Source organism: Glutamicibacter sp. (genome assembly GCF_035257265.1).
Taxonomy (GTDB): Bacteria; Actinomycetota; Actinomycetes; order Actinomycetales; family Micrococcaceae; genus Glutamicibacter.
Genome location: NZ_DATEXC010000071.1, coordinates 139205 through 155625, shown reverse-complemented (window position 1 = coordinate 155625; position 16421 = coordinate 139205). Strand labels below are relative to the sequence as shown.

Here is a 16421-nt window from a genome sequence, read left to right as displayed (position 1 = left end):
TTGATGACGAGTGTTCATCGAGAGTCCTTGTTTCATCACTCCAGCACACCGCTATGCTCGCTGGAACACCAGAGTTTTCGCGAGCAAAAGTAAATGAGGCATGGGCTTCATTTCGCGAGCATTCATGATGAGTCAACGCGCAGGGTTTCGCGCACGTCCGGGCAGGCGTAAGGTGAGTTGCACTTAGCGGATTACCCCGGGAGTTCTCATGCCTGCGACATATACCTTTGACGTGTTTTCGAGTCTTGATGGATTTGGAGGTGCCTCGGGAAATTGGGGTGGCTACTGGGGCAAGCAAGGACCCGAACTTCTAGCTCGTCGTTTGGAGCGCTATGCCTCCCCTTGTCACATGGTTTTCGGCGCCAACACCTTCAACCTGTTCGCACAGTTTTGGGCGCAGGCCGATAAATATTCGGATGTTGATGATCCGTGGGGAGAGGCGATGCATAAGCAGCCTGCCACCGTTATTTCCAATACGCTGACAGATGTCTTGGACTGGCCCGATGCCACGCTAGAGCGTGGTGACGCACTAGCGGTGGTGCCACGGTTAAAGGCTGAATCCACGGTTCCATTGCGTTCGCACGGTTCCTTGTCCATGAATAGGGCACTTATGGCAGCAGGACTCGTTGATTTTATTCAGCTGACCATTTTCCCTGCACTGACCGGGCTCACGGGTCAGGATCCAATCTTCGCCGGTGTCGAGGACTTCGACCTTGAACTGGTGGATTCAAGGTTGCTTGATGGGCGTATCCAAGAATTAACTTATCGTCCTAGCCTGCATCATTAAGAGCGTCAGGCAGCGGATCATGAGATATCCAACGGCAGTCCTCAAAAATCTTTGCACATTCGACGCTGTCGGCAGTTCGTCTCGGGCGCAATAAGATCCGCCACGTTTAGACTCTTGAATCCGAGGTTTGTAACGGTTACTTGGTCCGTTTAAACCAACGACGGGAGACCAACTCGTTTAGAGTTCGCCTCCCGCCGCCAATGCTCTCGTTTACTTAGCCAAGCGCATATCGCCAGTCTCGAAGAAGCGCTGATGCATGGCAAGCGCCTCACCCAATAGATGTGGGGTGTGCTTGCCGTAGCTCTCCTTGCGTGCGCGGTCAAAGTAGTCCTGCAACATCGGACGGTATTCGGGGTGTGCACACTTGTCGATGATCAACTGGGCGCGCTGCTTAGGTGAAAGTCCACGCAGATCGGCTAGACCCTGCTCGGTAATCAGAATCATCGTGTCATGTTCGGTGTGGTCCACGTGGCTGGCCATCGGCACGATACCGGAAATCTTGCCGCCCTTAGCCACCGATGGGGACATAAACACCGACAGGTAACCGTTGCGGGCAAAGTCGCCCGAGCCACCAATACCGTTCATCACATGGGATCCGAGCACGTTGGTGGAGTTGACGTTGCCGTAGATATCAGCCTCAATCATGCCGTTAAGCGCAATACAGCCCAACCGGCGAATGATTTCCGGGTGATTAGAAATCTCCTGGGCACGAAGCAAGATCCGCTCACGGTAATGATCCACGTGCTTGTTGAACTCGTCGATACCATCGGCAGACAGCGAGAAGCTGGTGGCGGAGGCAAACTCGATGGTGCCGTCCTTGATCAGCTCCAGCATTCCGTCCTGGATGACCTCGGTGTAGGCGGTTAGACCCTTGTACCCGCCACGAGCCAGTCCGGCTAGTACGGCGTTGGCAATATTTCCCACGCCGGACTGCAATGGCAGTAGTTTCTCGGTCAGTCGTCCCTGGCGGATTTCATAGTCCAAGAAATCCAGTAGGTGATCTGCAATCTGTGTGCTGGTCTCGTCTACCGGAGCGAAGGGGCTCAAACGGTCTGGTGCATCGGTCTCAACGACCGCCACCACCTTGGTGACATCAATATCCATGTACTTCTGGCCGATGCGGTCACGCACCGTAGTCAGGTTAATTGGTTTGCGGTGCGGAGGCAGCGCGGTGCCGTAGTAAATGTCATGCATGCCATCCATCGCGGCCGACTGCTGGGTGTTGACCTCGATGATGATCTGGTCTGCCATTTCCAGCCAAGTCTTATTGTTGCCCACCGAGCTGGACGGGATCAGATCCCCCTCTGCGGTCACGCCGACTACCTCGACGATAGCTACATCGATCTTGCCGTAGAAGCCGAACCAGGCGTGCTGAGCGACGTGGGACAGGTGAATGTCCATGTACTCCATGTTGCCGTCGTTGATTCGACGGCGTAGCTCAGGGTCAGACATATAAGGCAGGCGCAGGTTCATGCCCTCGGCTTTAGCGAGTACACCATCAAGCTCTGGTGCGGTCGAAGCGCCGGTCAGCACGTTGATCTTGAAATCTTGCCCCTGAGCGTGCTGACTTTCCATCTGCGCGGCCAAGGCGCCAGGAACCGCTTTCGGGTATCCCGCACCGGTGAAGCCACTCATGGCCACCGTCATTCCGGGTTTGATAAAAGTTGCTGCCTGTTCGGCAGTCATCAAACGATCGATAAAGGCCCGGTGGTGAATACGCTCGTGCAAAATAACCCCTTCTAAACTTCCTTGTGATGCAGATCAGTAACCCGCATCTCACCGGAACACTTTATCCGGTATTCACCGTTGATTTCGCCGCGGCTAGGGCTTTTGCACGAGAGTTCAGAGTTTTAGCGATAAGCTGTCTTCAATTTGCGCTGACCGGTCTGGCCTTGACACCTAATATGCAGTAATTTGACCCGCCTCGTTTACTTATCCAAGGTCCACGTGAATTGCTTCACCGACAGCCTTCACTTTGAGCTTGCTACCCATTGCTTCAACATATCGCCGAAGTGTTGTCACCTGCACACGGTCCAGATCTCCGGCTTCCATACGTGCAACCCGGTCTACGCTGACCTTCAGGGCGGCTGCAAGTTCTACCTGGCTCAGCTGTGCATCCTCGCGCATTTCGCGCAGCGAAAGTTTGCGAGACTCAATCTTCACCGAACGTCGATGTTCGGCAACAGCCTCACGCTGGGCATCAGTTAATACATCCGGATCCGCAAAAGCAAAGCCCACGTGTTCCACCGTTCTCTCATTGTTCAAAACTAGTTACTCTCCCCTCTGAGATTAGGTGTGATCGGGGCGTTTCCCAATGATTGTGACGGTCTTGGTGGGGGTCATTTGAATGAACAATGGCCCAATGCCCAGTTACGTCTCTCTGCAGAAATTTGAGAAGCAACGGTGACTTGAGCAAAGCCTCAAATGTCATCCGAAAGCAGTATTGGAACCTGCATATGTATGAATCATACTTAAGGCATGAACGCGAATAAGACAGCTCATCAGGTGAAGCGCTCAACGCTACCGGTGATCATCTTGAATCAGCTCACGCATGAGCCAGCACACGGCTATTCACTGCTCTCCAAACTTGAAGATCACGGTCTCACTGGGATCAAAAGCGGCACCCTCTACCCATTGCTGCGAGTGATGGAAGAGTCTGGAGATATCGTCTCGGAGTGGGAAATCACCGACCGTGGCCCAGCACGCAAGACCTTCAGGATCACCACCCAAGGCCAAGCAACTCTGCAAGAAGTTCGTACCTGGCTGCGCCAGATATCTTAGGAGAAAACGATGAAAAGCATTACCGACTATCTCGATGAGCTTCGCTTCAATCTTTCACTTCGGAATCTGGATGTCACCGTCATACGTGACATCGTGCGCGAGGTTGAAACAGAGAGCAGCAACTACGACGAAGCTACAGCTAGCTTCGGAACCCCCAATGAATATGCGGACTCTTTTCCCAAAGAGGCTGCTCCAAAGGGTCAGCAAGCATTCATGATCATCGGAGTGGTCCTGGGAATCTTGTGGCCAATGGTGCAACTTGTCCTTCGCGAACGAACTGCCGGGAGCATGAGTAATTGGGCAGTCACGTGGCTACCTGCGCTCGGATTCGTAGCACTGGGAATTATCATCGATTTCTCACGTGCTATCGCGCGTTCCCGCAAGAGCCGTTAAACGTCAAAGGGTGATGCACTCCCCTTGCGGAGAATGCATCACCCTTTGAACAGAGGTGAGTCTAAAAAGACTTACTTCTTGGCTGCAGCAACAACCTGAAGCTTCAGGTTTGCAACAACGTCCTCGTGTACGCGAACGGTTGCGGTGTAGTTGCCAGTCGACTTGATGTGGTCGTTGACCTCAACGTTGCGCTTGTCGATCTTGCCTAGGCCAGCAGCTTCAACCGCAGCAGCAATGTCTGCGGTCTTCACGGTGCCGAACAGGCGGCCGTTGGTGCCAGCCTTCATGGTGATTTTCACCGGCTGGGACTTCAGCTTCGAAGCAAGTGCCTGAGCATCCTCAAGGTTTGCTACGGCGCGAGCAGCGCGAGCAGCCTTGATGGACTCAACCTGCTTCTCGCCACCCTTGGTCCAAACGAGTGCGAACCCGCGTGGAAGGAGGTAGTTACGGGCGTAGCCGTTCTTTACCTCAACAATGTCGCCTGCAGCACCCAGACCGGATACTTCGTGAGTCAGAATGATCTTTGCCATTTTATATCCCCTCTTCCTTAGCCGCGGCCAGCGCCGGAGTAAGGCAGCAGGGCTACTTCACGTGCGTTCTTGATAGCCTGTGCGATCTTGCGCTGTTCCTGAACCGATACACCGGTCACGCGACGAGCGCGGATCTTTCCGCGATCAGAAATGAACTTGCGCAGCAACGCTACGTCCTTGTAGTCGATGACAGTGATGTCAGCGGCCTTCAAGGGATTGGACTTTGGTTTGGGCTTACGGATTTCAGCCTTAGCCATCGTGGAGCTCCTTAGGTTTGGAGCCCGCAGAGAGATCTGCGGGATGGTGAATAAATAGTTTTTTAGAAAGGTGGTTCGTCGCTGCCTGGGTTGCCCCAGCCACCGCCGCCACCGCCGCCGTTGTTACCGCCGGTGCTCCACGGGTCGTTGGATGGAGCATTCCATCCGCCGCCCTGCTGTGGCTGCTGCTGTTGCTGCGGCTGAGCTTGTGGGGCATTTTGCTGCGGAGCGTTGGAGAATCCTCCACCGCCACCGTTGTTGCCAAAGCCTCCCTGGCCACCGCCGGAGCGCTGGGTGCGGGTTACCTTGGCGGACGCAAAGCGGAGCGACGGGCCGATTTCATCGACCTCGAGCTCCATGACGGTGCGACGTTCGCCTTCCTTGGTGTCATACGAACGTGAGCGCAGACGACCCTGGGCGATGACTCGCATGCCCTTGGTGAAAGTCTCCGCAACGTTCTCTGCAGCCTCACGCCATACCGATGCGCGCAAGAACAGGGCTTCCCCGTCCTTCCACTCATTGGACTGGCGATCAAAGGTGCGAGGAGTCGAAGCGATCGTGAAGTTCGCTACGGCTGAACCGGACGGCGTGAAACGCAGCTCCGGATCGGCGGTCAGGTTTCCGATAACGGTAATAACAGTCTCGCCTGCCATTGACCCTCCTTAGTCAGAATGAACGTTTGTCGTACAACGAAAGTGCAAGCGTAATTAAACGCGAGCCTCTTCCGGACGGGTGACCTTGTGACGCAGGATCAGCTCGTTGATCTTGAGCAGACGCTCAAGCTCGGACGAAGTAGCTGGATCCGCGGTGTAGTTCACCACGATGTAGATGGCTTCTGCCTTCTTCTGGATCTCGTAAGACATCTTGCGACGTCCCCAGATATCGACCTTGTCGATCGTTCCACCGTTTGAGCGAACAACTTCGAGGTACTTCTCGAGAGTTGGCTCTACGGTGCGGTCATCGACCTCTGGATCGATGAGGACCATAAGTTCATAAGCACGCATGTGAACCCACCTCCTTTGGGCTAAACGGTCGCGGCATTTCCGCAACAGGAGGTTCTTGCGTTATCCATGCTCCGCGGCACCCAAGTTTCGGGCGTGCAGTAGCACAGACCTTCCAATCCTACCCGAGATAGGTGCAATGACAGAACCCTAGGTGTCCTAGATCATGCACCGAATTTCATTGACCATTCATTGCCGATTCGAGACGTTCCCCAAACACTGTGGCCAGAGTACGCATGTAGGTATCGGAGATGTGGTGCTTGTCCCTGTAGACCAGCACATTGCCTATCACCGACGGGCACCGTCCGTCGATACAAAATTGATCACTGAAGTCCAAGACCTTCACCCGCGGCTCGAGTTTGGCCACCTGCCTGGTGACGTCCCCCGATTCGAATGCTACCGATTTATCGAAGCTGCAGGCCTCGGGGTCCGCCGAATGCTCTTCTACGCAATCACGGGCATATTCATCCTTGGGCGGCCGCGGGGTATCAACGACCGCATACACCGGCAAACCGGCATCTTCCAGCTTGCTCCACTGCTGCGCATAACCTTGCGCAGCATCTGCCACAAAGCTGGCTCCAGCCCAGTTCGCAGCAACCACCGCGTTAATATCGCCCCTGCTTTTCAGCTTCTCCAAAGTCTGCTTGTTGGCTTCGGAGCAGTTGATGCCCCCATCGCGTTCTGCGGTGCGTTCCGTTGCGCTAAACGGGCACGAGTTCTTCAAATACGTGACAACCTTCCAGCCTCGCTCTTTGGCATGTACGGCTAACGCTTCGAACCAGTGAGCCGCGTGGGAGTCACCGACCAGCGCCACCGTAAAGCTCGCATTTGTACTCCCGAATTCGCATTCTTTGATCTGCGTCGATTGGGGATCCTGGACACACTCCCCCAAATCTGGTTGATCATCCTCGGCAGTGGCAGGCACCGGGATGATTTGTGTGGTCTCCGGAAGGTATGCCGGAGCTCCGGAGCCCACCGAAGCGGCGCCAAAGCCCGCCGGTGGATCTTGGATCAGCTGGGCGACTGCCTGCTGATCCTTTTCGATGCTTTCTCGTTGCGCGATACCAGGGATGAGTGCTGTTCCTGCCACCACTGCCACCGCCGCCGCACCGGCAACCAGCGAAAGTTTCGCCGAGTCGGCTAACGGCTTAAATTGCCGTGCCGGCGACTCAACAAATTTCAAGCTGGCCCAGGCCAAGACCAACGACCCAGCTAACAGGGTGAGCGATTGAATCGGATTTGGATCATTACCCAGAAGATGAGTGACAAAGACGATCAGTGGCCAATGCCAGAGATAGAGCGAGTAGGAAGCTAAGCCGATCCATTGCACCGGCTTCCACTGAACCAGTAGGTGTAAAGAGCCAAGCCCCCGAGTGTTGCCCGCGATAATAATTGCTGCACAGCTAAGCACCGGTAGGGCTGCGGCGATTCCGGGGAACACGGTCTGCGCGTCATAGGTCAGCGCAGCACCCAGAATCGAGAGCAAGGAAATGAGTACTAGCCCATTTCGGACTGCCCAGGACTCGGTCCACCGAGGAAGGGTGAAGGATCCGTTTGCGTGCGCATCCATCAATACAGCGAGCAGTCCGCCAACGGCTAACTCCCAGATGCGGGTGGTGGTGATGAAATATCCGGCAGCATCACCGGAGTATCCCGTGTAGATCGAGTAGCCCAAGGAGAACAGCGCGATAAGCATAAAGCTGAGAAATATGACCCGCCGTCTAGATGCAAACCGGTCAGTTCGTGGGCCCGGAAGGTTTTGCTTAACCAACAGACTGACGGCAAGTACTACCAATGGCCAGAAAAGATAAAACTGTTCCTCTACTCCGAGAGACCAGAAATGCTGCAGTGGGCCGGCGGCTTCTTCCGCGGCCAGATAATCCACCGAATCTGCTGCGAGCACCCAGTTCTGCACGGAAAAGGTGGAGGCGAGCGCCTGAATCCCCAAAGTTCCCCACAGCGTCTTAGGGAGGATCAATAAACCCGCAACGACCACCACAACAATAACCAGCATGGCGGCGGGCAAGATTCTGCGTGCTCGTCCGGCGAAGAACGAGGCAAGATTCACCTTTCCGGTGCGTTGTGCTTCGCGCAGTAAATGTGAGGTGATCAGAAAACCGGAAATGACGAAGAAGATATCCACGCCGATATACCCACCAGGGAGCACGCCTGGCTCTAAATGGTAAGCAACCACCAACAGGACCGCTAAGGCGCGTAGCGCCTGAATTTCAGGCCTGAAATTTTTGATTTTTACCGGTGCTGAACTCATATTCTTTGATCAGACCAGTTCCTGGTGAACAGCAGGTAAGCACCGGGCATCCGCAAACAAAACTACAAGTGGGAAAGTCGTGGGTATCTGACATGCGACACGAGGAATACCAAAATGAAACTATCCCAAAAGTTTTCTATTTGCCGAGGAGAGCGGGTATTTGGCATCAAATTTGGGATCAATACGCAATCGGAAGACCGCTTCGAGCAGCAACCTGCCCACTCCCCAATAGGCGGGTATGAGTAACCAGATGTACCAACCGAACTGTCCAACCGTGGCGAGAATCAGGGTCGCGAAAGTGACCAGTATTCCCAGCCCTCGAAAAATTAGGACTATTCCCTGAGTGGCAGAGTCTCGACGCTCTTGGTCAACCCGCGTACGAGTTTCTAATCCGTCTACGGCTTCTGAAAAGTGTGGGGTCTGGACGCTGATAAAAAGTTCGCCAACCTGCACGTCCAACGCCTTGGCAATCAGCGAGATCGTTTCCAAGCTGGCATCGCTGCCCGCTTCGAGCCGCTGGACAGTTCTAACAGTGATGCCGCTTTCCGTAGCCAAACGTTCTTGCGTCCAACCTTTAGCGCGGCGAAGTTCTGCAATCCGTGATTCATTCATGTAAGTGACACTACTGGTGGCAGACACGTAAGCACCACGACATGACCCCGACACTCACCCGACAACAGGCCGACACCGTTGACTTTACCGGGCTTTTCAGTCTATTTTCCTGACGAGAGAAATATATGCCTCCAAAGGCATGTTTCTTCGTTTTCCGGGAGTGACTCTACGAGCTGCGGTTTTGTTTCTCTCGGATGAGGTCCAACGCGAGTACCGATCCGATGACTGCCTGACGCTGCCCAACATTCAGATGCGAAGCGATCTGCGCCGCGTAAGTGGACTTACCTAATAAGGCGTTGCCCACCCCCGACCACTCACGGGTAACGCGGGCCATCTCCCCGGTGGAACCGGTGATCTGGAAATTAAAGTCCCATATGCTGCCGAGCAAATCCAGCTCTTCACCCTGCATGGAAATGGTGACTCGTGTCTTGAAGAAGGTAACCCGTTTGACCAAACTCGCCAATGGAACGCTCTGCCCGTCTAGAATTTCAAAACGGTCGCGACCCATAGTCATGGTGTCCTTGACCTGAATCACCGGATTACCCGGTCCGTCAAATACCGTCAGTTGCCGCGCGCCAGCAAACATACGTCCGAGCGCACTTCCTCCGGTTTCAACATGGGCAATCTGTCCCCCGGAGCCATCTAAGATGGAAAAATCGTTTTTCGAAATATTCTTAGTCTGCTGAAAGACGAGAACGTCCTGATTGAAGATCGACATGCAAGCGATTATGCCATCTAGGGAGCCGCCGGACCGAGTAATTCTCTCGTAGCTGCAGTACCCCTAGAGCTGTTCATAAATTTCGAAAATCAAGGAGCCCAGACGCACAGTACGGCGCTGGGCTCCTCGTGCTTTTCGAGACGCCTATTCTCCGAAGAACTCGCGGGATACCTTGGAGAGGTACCAAGGATCATCCACGCCGCACATTTCGCGAGCCGAGTGCATCGATAGCAACGCGACGCCCACATCCAATGTGCGTATACCCAAACGGGTAGCGGTCAGCGGGCCGATGGTTGAACCACAAGGAACCTGGTTGTTCGATACAAACTCTTGGTAAGGAACTCCGGCATTCTGGCACCAATTAGCAAATAAGGCCGCACCGACTGCATCGGTTGCGTATCGTTGGTTCGCATTGATCTTCAGCAGCGGTCCAGCGTTGAGCTGTGGTCGGTTAGCTGGATCATGACGTTCCGGGTAATTCGGGTGTACCGCGTGCCCGGCATCAGCCGAGAGGCATACGGAAGCGGCCATCGCGCGGGCATTGTCCTCCGTACCAGCACCGAAGGATTCCTGGATCCGACCTAGAATCTCTTCCAAGAATGGTCCACTAGCGCCAGAGCGCGAAGCCGAACCGATTTCTTCGTGGTCAAAGGCCGCGAGCATCGCGATGCGCTGACCCGATGGGGTGCGCGAATGATTAGTCAAAGCAATCAGCCCCGCGTGCACGCTGGTGAGGTTATCCAATCGCGAGCTGGCAAAGAAGTCCTTGCCATGGCCGAAGACCTCACCACGTTGGGCCGGGGCAGTCAGTACGTCGTAGCCTGCGACCTTTGCCGGATCAACACCAGCGGAGGCCGCCAAAATGCCCAAAATGTCGGCATCAGCCAGATCGCCGGCTCCGAAGATTGGATTGGTGTGAGTCTGCTTGTCTAAGGTCAGGCCGTCGTTAACCTGACGATCAAGGTGAATGGCCAGTTGCGGAATGCGCAGCAGCGGTTCAGTCTGAGCCAGGTGAACCGATCCGTCACGCAACACCAGACGGCCTGCGAGCACGAGTTCTCGGTCTAACCAGGAGTTGAGTAGCGGGCCGCCGTACACCTCCACGCCTGCCTGCCACCAGCCGTTAGATCCGGTTGTCGGTTTTGGCTTAAGTTTGAAGCCAGGTGAGTCGGTATGGGCTCCAAGAATATGGAACCCACTGATCGCTGTCGCGGCTTCGGGCTGCACCCACGCGATGATCGCACCATCTCGCACAACATAGTAAGAGCCCGAGCTCAAATTCCATGCTGCCCTCTCATCCAAGGCGGTGAACCCCTCGCCGTCCAAACGCTTGGCGGCGCTAGCCACCGCGTGGAAGCTGGAAGGGGAGGTCGCTACGTACTCGGCCAGGTCTGCAATGTGTGCCATTGCTGCGGCTTGTGCCATAACTGGGTGCTCACTTCTTTCATCAGGTTACTGTGTCGGCCTGAACTGCCGAGCTTGTCCCAGCTTAGTATTTTTCAGCCTTTTAAGGGCGCAATCGTCTCCGCCTTGAACTAAAAATGTCTCATCAACGAAGCTTCTGAGTGTCGAGCTTGACGTAGTAGGACATTTACAAGCATGCTGACAGAAAGTAGCCAACTAGGAAACGAGTGAAATCATGACATCGACTCCTCACGCACCAGATGATCTCCCGGTTGGACACGAAGCGACGCCAGATTCGGACGGTGTCGCCAGCGTCAAGCCAGTTACCGCACCGCTTGAGAAGCCAGCTAAGTCTCAGATCCCACCGCCGGAACCAGAATCGAAGTTACCGGCGACCAAACTAGGTCGGATCTGGACCGCGTCCGTTTTGGGTCTTATCGTTCTGGTGCTGCTCATCATTTTTATTGCTCAGAATCAGGACCAGGTGACGCTGCGCTACTTCACCTATGAAGGTCAGGTAAATCTTGGTCTGGCCCTGTTTATCGCAGCGGTTGCCGGCGGCCTGTTGATCGCGGCAGTAGGTGCCGCCCGCGTGATTCAGTTACGCGCCACAGCACGAAAAGACCGCAAGGCACAAAAGCGCCGTTAAAGTATTAACGCTGCTGACCGGACCCCTTGAGGGTCGGTCAGCAGCGTTTCTTGTTTAAAACCTAGAAGTCCAGACCCTGCGATGGGATGACCAGACCGGTTTCGTAGGCGTAAACCACTGCCTGCACTCGATCACGTAAGTGCAGCTTTGTCAGGATCCGGCGAACATGCGTTTTAACAGTTGCCTCGGAGAGGAAAAATCGATGCGCAATTTCGGCGTTTGAAAGCCCCTCCGACAAAGCCCGCAAGACTTCCTGTTCACGCGGAGTCAGGTCATCAAGCAGTGGATCCCGTTCCGGTGGTTCGGCGGTCTTCGCGGGATGTCCCTTAGCACCGTGACGTACATAGGTTTCCAGCAGTCGGGCTGTCACCCGCGGTGCTACCACCGCGTCACCCGAGGCTACTAGGCGCACCGCGGAGACAAGTTCTTCGGGTGCAACGTCTTTGAGCAGGAAGGCGCTGGCACCTGCCTGCAAACCAGAAAAGGCGTACTCATCCAGGTCAAAGGTGGTCAGGATGATGATCTTTGTATCCGGGTACTGTTTAGCGATCCGCTCCGTCGCCTCCAGCCCATCCATTTTTGGCATGCGCACATCCATCAACACCACATCTGGAACTAAGGCCGCGGTCTGCGTGAGTGCTTCTAACCCATCAGCGGCCTCACCCACGATATGCATATCGTTTTCGCCCTCAAGAATCAGCCGGAAGCCCATGCGCAGCAATGGCTGGTCATCAACCAGCAACACCTTGATAATTTCTTCCATGAGCTACTCCTTGGTGGCTAAATGTTCGTTGGAATGTTCTGGCATTTTCAGGGTAGCTTTCACAATCCAGCCTCCTTGCGCCACGGGGCCGGCGTTCACCGTTCCGCCAAAGAGGGCAACCCGTTCACGCATGCCGCGTAATCCTTGGCCGGTGCCCACTCTCGGTACCCGGGTAGCGTCACCGTCATCGATAATTTCGATTCGCACCTGGCTGGAACAACGTTCCATACGCACCTGCACATCGCTGACGTTGTGAGCGTAGCGCAATGAATTAGTCAAAGATTCTTGGATGATACGGAAGACCGTCAACTGAAAAGTTGTATCTCCTGGAAGCGGCTCACCGGTATACGTATAGGTCAGCGGCAAACCGGCTACCCGGAAACCCTCGAGCATCTGATCCAAGCTGCCGCCGGTAGGTTTTAGTTCGAGTTCTTCGGTTTCGCTTTGCCGTAGTACCCCGAGCATGCGCCGCATATCAGACAGGGCCGCACGTCCGGTGCCAGATAGCTCCTTGAGCACCTGCTCGGAACGCTCTTGGTCGCGTCTCCCCACCACCCGGGCACCCTCAGACAGGGCGATCATCACCGACAGTGAGTGAGCCACCACGTCATGCATTTCGCGGGCAATACGGTTTCGTTCTTGAACCTGGGCCAAGCGTGAAACTTGGGAGGCCCAATGGTTCAATTCGGCCTCATGGATGCGAGCATTTCGGATATTTGTACCGATGGCCGCAGCAGCAGCATAAATACCGATCAGGAATCCACCGGTAATACCGATGAGGATCCCGGAGGCCGCCGCGTCATCAATATTGTCTGCGTCCGATTCCACCCTCAGATCCGTCAGGTCCGGGTAGCCCATCAGCACCATCATCAACAGCTGGAAACAACCGGCAAGCAGGGCGATGGGAACCGCACGTCGTCCAGAGTAACTGGTGCCTACCGAATACAACGCGATGGCCATGCCCACGCCACCCATCCCACCGCTTTGGCCGGCAAGCAAAATGCCAACAAACTCAAGGACGAAGATGACGCATAACACCGTCAGTGGAGCCTTGCGCCGCCACAGCAATGCCAGACCAATGCTGACGGTCAATAACAAGTACAAGGCCGGTGGCACGTTGGGCAGGTATGCCATCATGACGGTGTTGGGCAACGCCAGGAAAAAGTAAATGACTACGGTTCCCACAACGACCACACGCGGATGGGTACGCAGGTATCTGCGTACCCGACCCATCCGCTTGGCCGCCAGCTCGTCGAAGGAGACTACCGGCTCCTGCAGCGATGTTTGGCTCATATCATCCAGTCTAGTTTGCTCCGGTGCTTCAATTTTTAGATGTCGCGGGCCTTAAGCAGCCAGGCACCTAAGATCAATGGGATCAGCGTCCAACCGGCTACACCGGCTAGCTGTTGCCACAGTTCAAGATCGCTTGCATAGGACTGCGGCAAGGCCAGTGACATGCCCAGTTGGTCCGGGAGGAACTGGACAACATTCTGTACCCAATCCGCCAGCGTAGTCAGCAGTCCGGTGACGATTGGAAGTACGAAGAACAAGGCTACCAAGGAGGTGATGCCGCCTGCGGAGTTACGCAGGATTGCTCCGAGAGCCAACCCAATCAGGGCGGCCATGACTACCGCAAGCGCACCGTACCAGAGCACATTTTGGAAATGGCTTCCAAAGAAGTCCAACTTCATGTTGTAGTTATTCGCCAGCGGCAAGCAGACTAAATAGGTCAGAACACTACTTATCAGCTGGACGATCGCACTGAGGATGGCGATGAGTACTGCTTTGGCTCCCAGTACACGCAGTCGTTGCGGGCTTGCGAGGAAGGTGCTGACGGCGGAGCCGGTGGTGAATTCGCCGCTCATCAGCAGCACGCCTAGAACACCGAGGATTAGCTGCGAGAAGGCCAGGCCCGATCCCAGGAGTTCCGCGGTGAATTCGGGACTGGTCATATCCGGCATCCCGGGCATCGGCGGGGCTTCACTGGCGAAAGAACCAACGCCCCAGACACCGAGCACGGCAATACCCATATTGAGTACCACCGCCACCAGGATCAGGACGCGGGTGGAATTCAGCGAGAAGAATCGGATCGATTCCGAACGAAGCACGCCACCAAAGGTGACCTTGCCAGTGGTTGGGGTTGCGAGGTGAGTACTCATTAGTGGGTGCCTCCGGCAACTGCGTCGTGCTGAACTTGGGACTTGTATTCGACCTCGTCGCGGGTCAATTCCATATAAGCGTCTTCGAGCGTGCGCTGCAGCGGCCGCAGCTCACTGAGCACGATTCCACTTTCCAAAGCCCGGCGTCCAATCGATTCCGAGTCCGGTCCGGCCACACGCAAGGTGGTGGAATCCAGACGGGTTAATTGCACACCCTCGGCGGCGAGAACCGTCATCAACGGATCCAGATTTGAGGAGCGCACAATAGTCTGACGCAATCCATCATCAATAAATTCACTGATCGGCGCATCAGCAAGGATCCGTCCACGACCAATAACAATCAGGTGATCGGCGGTCTGCGCCATCTCGCTCATCAGGTGGGAGGAGATGAAAACCGTCTTCCCCTCGGCTGCCTGCTGGCGAGCTAGGTTACGCACCCAGGCGACTCCCTCGGGATCCAGTCCGTTGACCGGTTCGTCAAGGATTAACACCTGTGGGTCCCCGAGCAACGCCGAAGCAATGCCCAGACGTTGGCCCATACCCAGTGAGAAGCCGCCGACCTTTTTGCGGTTCAGCTGGCTCAAACCGGTCAGTTCCAAGGCTTCGTCCACACGGGATCGCGAGATACCTCCGGTGGCCGCCATAGCCCGCAGGTGGGTGCGGGCGGTAAGCGACTTATGCACCGATTTGGCCTCAAGTAAGGCCCCCACCTCGGTCAGTGGATGCCGGGATGAGCGAAAATTATTGCCGTTGACTGCGACCTGCCCGGCGGTTGGCTTGGCCAATCCAACGATCATGCGCATGGTGGTCGATTTGCCGGCGCCGTTTGGGCCGAGGAATCCGGTCACCATTCCGGGCTGGACCGTGAACGACACGTTGTCGACTACGGTTTTTGCACCGTATCTCTTGGTTAGCTGCTGTGCCTGAATCATATGTCCAGCATAAAAAACTTGGTCCGTAAAAACACCGACCCCAGTGCTGATCTTGACCCTCACTCCAAAGGCGGAGCCAGCCCTGCCGATGCGTCAGCAAGTACACCTATAGGCGCACAAGTGGTGGACTTCAGGCCCAAAGCGCAGTGTTGGTCAGAACCATTAAACCGGCGGCGATCACGGCAGCAAAGGGTAAAGCGAGTAGTGCAACCAGCATTCGATGGTCGCGCATAATGGCAACAAATTCACGTAAAAACGCACTGGGCCGATAGTACGCGGCGGTCTTGCCGCCGAATGCTCGCGCGTCCAACCCCAGGCTGCGTGCTGCAAGTCCTGCACGTAGCGCATGGTAATCGCTGGTCACCACCCATAATTGCCCGTCCGGACGGTGGGTTCGCACCAGCGCGTCAGAGAACTTCAAGTTCTCCATGGTGTCTTTCGCCCGGTCTTCAACCAACAGCTGATCCTGGGCTATCCCCTGTTCGCTCAGGTAGCGGCCCATGCTGACGCCTTCGGGCTCCAGCTCGTCGGCGCCCTGCCCGCCGGTGGGGACCATCAGCGGTTTAGGTTCTGCCGCCGCGCGGTATAACTGCAGGCCACGATCGAGTCGACCGCGCAATAGCGGGGTGACTTTGCCATTAATGGTGCGTGCACCGAGGACCACCACCGCGGCAGGGTGACCCATCGAAGGAAACTTTCCGTGCACCCAGGCGTAGAGCAGCAACATTGCGAAAAGGCTAGCGGTAAAAGCGGAGGACATAAACAGCACAAAGGCTAAGGTGTAGGACCACCAGGTGTTCAGTGCCACCAGCAGTATGGCTATCACCGGCAGTCCAAGAACCGCGACCCCGGAAGCAAAAGAAAGCAGGTTCGAAACGCGGGAGCCTTCCCGGCGCCACATGACTACCCCGTTATAAATCAGCGCACCTGCAAAGAGCAGGTAAATCAGTGGGGCCAGAGCGAAGACCAACACAAATACCAGTCCGAGACCTGGCACTAGGTCGGTCACCAGATCAGCTAGGAAGGCGATGCTCAGCAATACCAGAGGGAAAAGTAGCACCGCATTACCTAAACGACGCGGATCCTTGCGGTAAGAATGCACGAAGAACAACCAGAAACCCGCAAGTACTAAGCCAGGAAGCCAACCGGAGTAAAGAGAATTCATC

General features: G+C 55.5%; 19 protein-coding genes. 4 read left to right on the top strand and 15 right to left on the bottom strand.

From position 1 onward, the window contains the following. Positions 1-208 precede the first annotated feature (208 nt). A complete protein-coding gene (locus tag VJ369_RS19075) occupies positions 209-787 on the top strand; it encodes a dihydrofolate reductase family protein (protein ID WP_324093565.1) in 579 nt (192 codons plus the stop codon). Positions 788-997: 210 nt separating this feature from the next. Here the strand turns inward: VJ369_RS19075 and VJ369_RS19070 are convergent, their stop codons facing one another. Together VJ369_RS19070 and VJ369_RS19065 are read right to left on the bottom strand one after the other, a co-directional pair. Beyond that, positions 998-2515: an acetyl-CoA hydrolase/transferase family protein gene (locus VJ369_RS19070; RefSeq protein WP_414652680.1), complete on the bottom strand. Its 1518-nt coding sequence runs from the start codon at positions 2513-2515 to the stop codon at positions 998-1000. 204 nt (positions 2516-2719) lie between these two features. Beyond that, positions 2720-3052, bottom strand: coding sequence for a helix-turn-helix transcriptional regulator (locus VJ369_RS19065; protein ID WP_324093564.1), 333 nt, complete (start codon positions 3050-3052; stop codon positions 2720-2722). Positions 3053-3265: 213 nt separating this feature from the next. Between VJ369_RS19065 and VJ369_RS19060 the strand changes: the two genes are divergently transcribed. Both VJ369_RS19060 and VJ369_RS19055 read left to right on the top strand, forming a co-directional pair. Next, the gene (locus VJ369_RS19060) at positions 3266-3568 is read left to right on the top strand and encodes a PadR family transcriptional regulator (protein WP_324093563.1); all 303 of its coding nucleotides are present in this window, start codon (positions 3266-3268) and stop codon (positions 3566-3568) included. Positions 3569-3577: 9 nt separating this feature from the next. Further along, positions 3578-3961: a hypothetical protein gene (locus VJ369_RS19055; protein ID WP_324093562.1), complete on the top strand. Its 384-nt coding sequence runs from the start codon at positions 3578-3580 to the stop codon at positions 3959-3961. Between the two features lie 71 nt (positions 3962-4032). On the opposite strand, the gene rplI is transcribed toward VJ369_RS19055, so the two are convergent. The 8 genes from rplI to VJ369_RS19015 all read right to left on the bottom strand — a co-directional run bounded on the left by rplI (position 4033) and on the right by VJ369_RS19015 (position 10773). After that, positions 4033-4491 carry a 50S ribosomal protein L9 gene (gene rplI / locus VJ369_RS19050; protein ID WP_096255151.1) on the bottom strand — a complete coding sequence of 153 codons (459 nt, stop codon included), beginning with the start codon at positions 4489-4491 and terminating at the stop codon, positions 4033-4035. Positions 4492-4508: 17 nt separating this feature from the next. Further along, positions 4509-4748 (bottom strand): 30S ribosomal protein S18, encoded by a 240-nt coding sequence (gene rpsR / locus VJ369_RS19045; protein WP_026820365.1) that lies wholly within the window; start codon positions 4746-4748, stop codon positions 4509-4511. Between the two features lie 62 nt (positions 4749-4810). Continuing rightward, positions 4811-5401 (bottom strand): single-stranded DNA-binding protein, encoded by a 591-nt coding sequence (locus tag VJ369_RS19040; RefSeq protein WP_105676539.1) that lies wholly within the window; start codon positions 5399-5401, stop codon positions 4811-4813. 54 nt (positions 5402-5455) lie between these two features. Continuing rightward, positions 5456-5752, bottom strand: coding sequence for a 30S ribosomal protein S6 (gene rpsF / locus VJ369_RS19035; RefSeq protein ID WP_096255147.1), 297 nt, complete (start codon positions 5750-5752; stop codon positions 5456-5458). A gap of 175 nt (positions 5753-5927) precedes the next feature. Next, on the bottom strand, positions 5928-8018 hold the full coding sequence (locus VJ369_RS19030) for an acyltransferase family protein (protein ID WP_324093561.1): 2091 nt from the start codon (positions 8016-8018) through the stop codon (positions 5928-5930). Positions 8019-8138: 120 nt separating this feature from the next. Further along, a complete protein-coding gene (locus tag VJ369_RS19025; RefSeq protein WP_324093560.1) occupies positions 8139-8630 on the bottom strand; it encodes a helix-turn-helix domain-containing protein in 492 nt (163 codons plus the stop codon). Between the two features lie 166 nt (positions 8631-8796). Then, a complete protein-coding gene (locus VJ369_RS19020; RefSeq protein ID WP_324093559.1) occupies positions 8797-9348 on the bottom strand; it encodes an LURP-one-related/scramblase family protein in 552 nt (183 codons plus the stop codon). A gap of 144 nt (positions 9349-9492) precedes the next feature. Next, on the bottom strand, positions 9493-10773 hold the full coding sequence (locus VJ369_RS19015) for a M18 family aminopeptidase (RefSeq protein WP_324093558.1): 1281 nt from the start codon (positions 10771-10773) through the stop codon (positions 9493-9495). A gap of 214 nt (positions 10774-10987) precedes the next feature. On the opposite strand from VJ369_RS19015, the gene VJ369_RS19010 reads away from it, so the two are divergent. Continuing rightward, positions 10988-11401, top strand: a complete 414-nt coding sequence (locus VJ369_RS19010) for a LapA family protein (RefSeq protein WP_324093557.1) — start codon at positions 10988-10990, stop codon at positions 11399-11401. Between the two features lie 61 nt (positions 11402-11462). Here VJ369_RS19010 and VJ369_RS19005 read toward each other — a convergent pair whose 3' ends face one another. The 5 genes from VJ369_RS19005 to VJ369_RS18985 form a co-directional block, all read right to left on the bottom strand. Further along, complete coding sequence (locus tag VJ369_RS19005; protein WP_105676508.1) at positions 11463-12164, bottom strand: response regulator; 702 nt, start codon at positions 12162-12164, stop codon at positions 11463-11465. A gap of 3 nt (positions 12165-12167) precedes the next feature. Further along, positions 12168-13457 (bottom strand): sensor histidine kinase, encoded by a 1290-nt coding sequence (locus VJ369_RS19000; RefSeq protein WP_324093556.1) that lies wholly within the window; start codon positions 13455-13457, stop codon positions 12168-12170. A gap of 35 nt (positions 13458-13492) precedes the next feature. Continuing rightward, positions 13493-14323 carry an ABC transporter permease gene (locus VJ369_RS18995; RefSeq protein ID WP_324093555.1) on the bottom strand — a complete coding sequence of 277 codons (831 nt, stop codon included), beginning with the start codon at positions 14321-14323 and terminating at the stop codon, positions 13493-13495. Then, positions 14323-15255 (bottom strand): ABC transporter ATP-binding protein, encoded by a 933-nt coding sequence (locus VJ369_RS18990; RefSeq protein ID WP_324093554.1) that lies wholly within the window; start codon positions 15253-15255, stop codon positions 14323-14325. The genes VJ369_RS18995 and VJ369_RS18990 overlap by 1 nt, the downstream gene beginning before the upstream one ends. A gap of 130 nt (positions 15256-15385) precedes the next feature. After that, the gene (locus VJ369_RS18985; RefSeq protein ID WP_324093553.1) at positions 15386-16420 is read right to left on the bottom strand and encodes a YdcF family protein; all 1035 of its coding nucleotides are present in this window, start codon (positions 16418-16420) and stop codon (positions 15386-15388) included. Between the last annotated feature and the right edge of the window lies 1 nt (position 16421).

Bases quoted from the DNA above. Each gene is read 5' to 3' on its own strand.
- VJ369_RS19075 (WP_324093565.1), top strand. From the start codon at position 209: ATGCCTGCGACATATACCTTTGACGTGTTTTCGAGTCTTGATGGATTT.
- VJ369_RS19060 (WP_324093563.1), top strand. From the start codon at position 3,266: ATGAACGCGAATAAGACAGCTCATCAGGTGAAGCGCTCAACGCTACCG.
- VJ369_RS19055 (WP_324093562.1), top strand. From the start codon at position 3,578: ATGAAAAGCATTACCGACTATCTCGATGAGCTTCGCTTCAATCTTTCA.
- rplI (WP_096255151.1), bottom strand. From the start codon at position 4,491: ATGGCAAAGATCATTCTGACTCACGAAGTATCCGGTCTGGGTGCTGCA.
- rpsR (WP_026820365.1), bottom strand. From the start codon at position 4,748: ATGGCTAAGGCTGAAATCCGTAAGCCCAAACCAAAGTCCAATCCCTTG.
- VJ369_RS19040 (WP_105676539.1), bottom strand. From the start codon at position 5,401: ATGGCAGGCGAGACTGTTATTACCGTTATCGGAAACCTGACCGCCGAT.
- rpsF (WP_096255147.1), bottom strand. From the start codon at position 5,752: ATGCGTGCTTATGAACTTATGGTCCTCATCGATCCAGAGGTCGATGAC.
- VJ369_RS19030 (WP_324093561.1), bottom strand. From the start codon at position 8,018: ATGAGTTCAGCACCGGTAAAAATCAAAAATTTCAGGCCTGAAATTCAG.
- VJ369_RS19025 (WP_324093560.1), bottom strand. From the start codon at position 8,630: ATGAATGAATCACGGATTGCAGAACTTCGCCGCGCTAAAGGTTGGACG.
- VJ369_RS19020 (WP_324093559.1), bottom strand. From the start codon at position 9,348: ATGTCGATCTTCAATCAGGACGTTCTCGTCTTTCAGCAGACTAAGAAT.
- VJ369_RS19015 (WP_324093558.1), bottom strand. From the start codon at position 10,773: ATGGCACAAGCCGCAGCAATGGCACACATTGCAGACCTGGCCGAGTAC.
- VJ369_RS19010 (WP_324093557.1), top strand. From the start codon at position 10,988: ATGACATCGACTCCTCACGCACCAGATGATCTCCCGGTTGGACACGAA.
- VJ369_RS19005 (WP_105676508.1), bottom strand. From the start codon at position 12,164: ATGGAAGAAATTATCAAGGTGTTGCTGGTTGATGACCAGCCATTGCTG.
- VJ369_RS19000 (WP_324093556.1), bottom strand. From the start codon at position 13,457: ATGAGCCAAACATCGCTGCAGGAGCCGGTAGTCTCCTTCGACGAGCTG.
- VJ369_RS18995 (WP_324093555.1), bottom strand. From the start codon at position 14,323: ATGAGTACTCACCTCGCAACCCCAACCACTGGCAAGGTCACCTTTGGT.
- VJ369_RS18990 (WP_324093554.1), bottom strand. From the start codon at position 15,255: ATGATTCAGGCACAGCAGCTAACCAAGAGATACGGTGCAAAAACCGTA.
- VJ369_RS18985 (WP_324093553.1), bottom strand. From the start codon at position 16,420: ATGAATTCTCTTTACTCCGGTTGGCTTCCTGGCTTAGTACTTGCGGGT.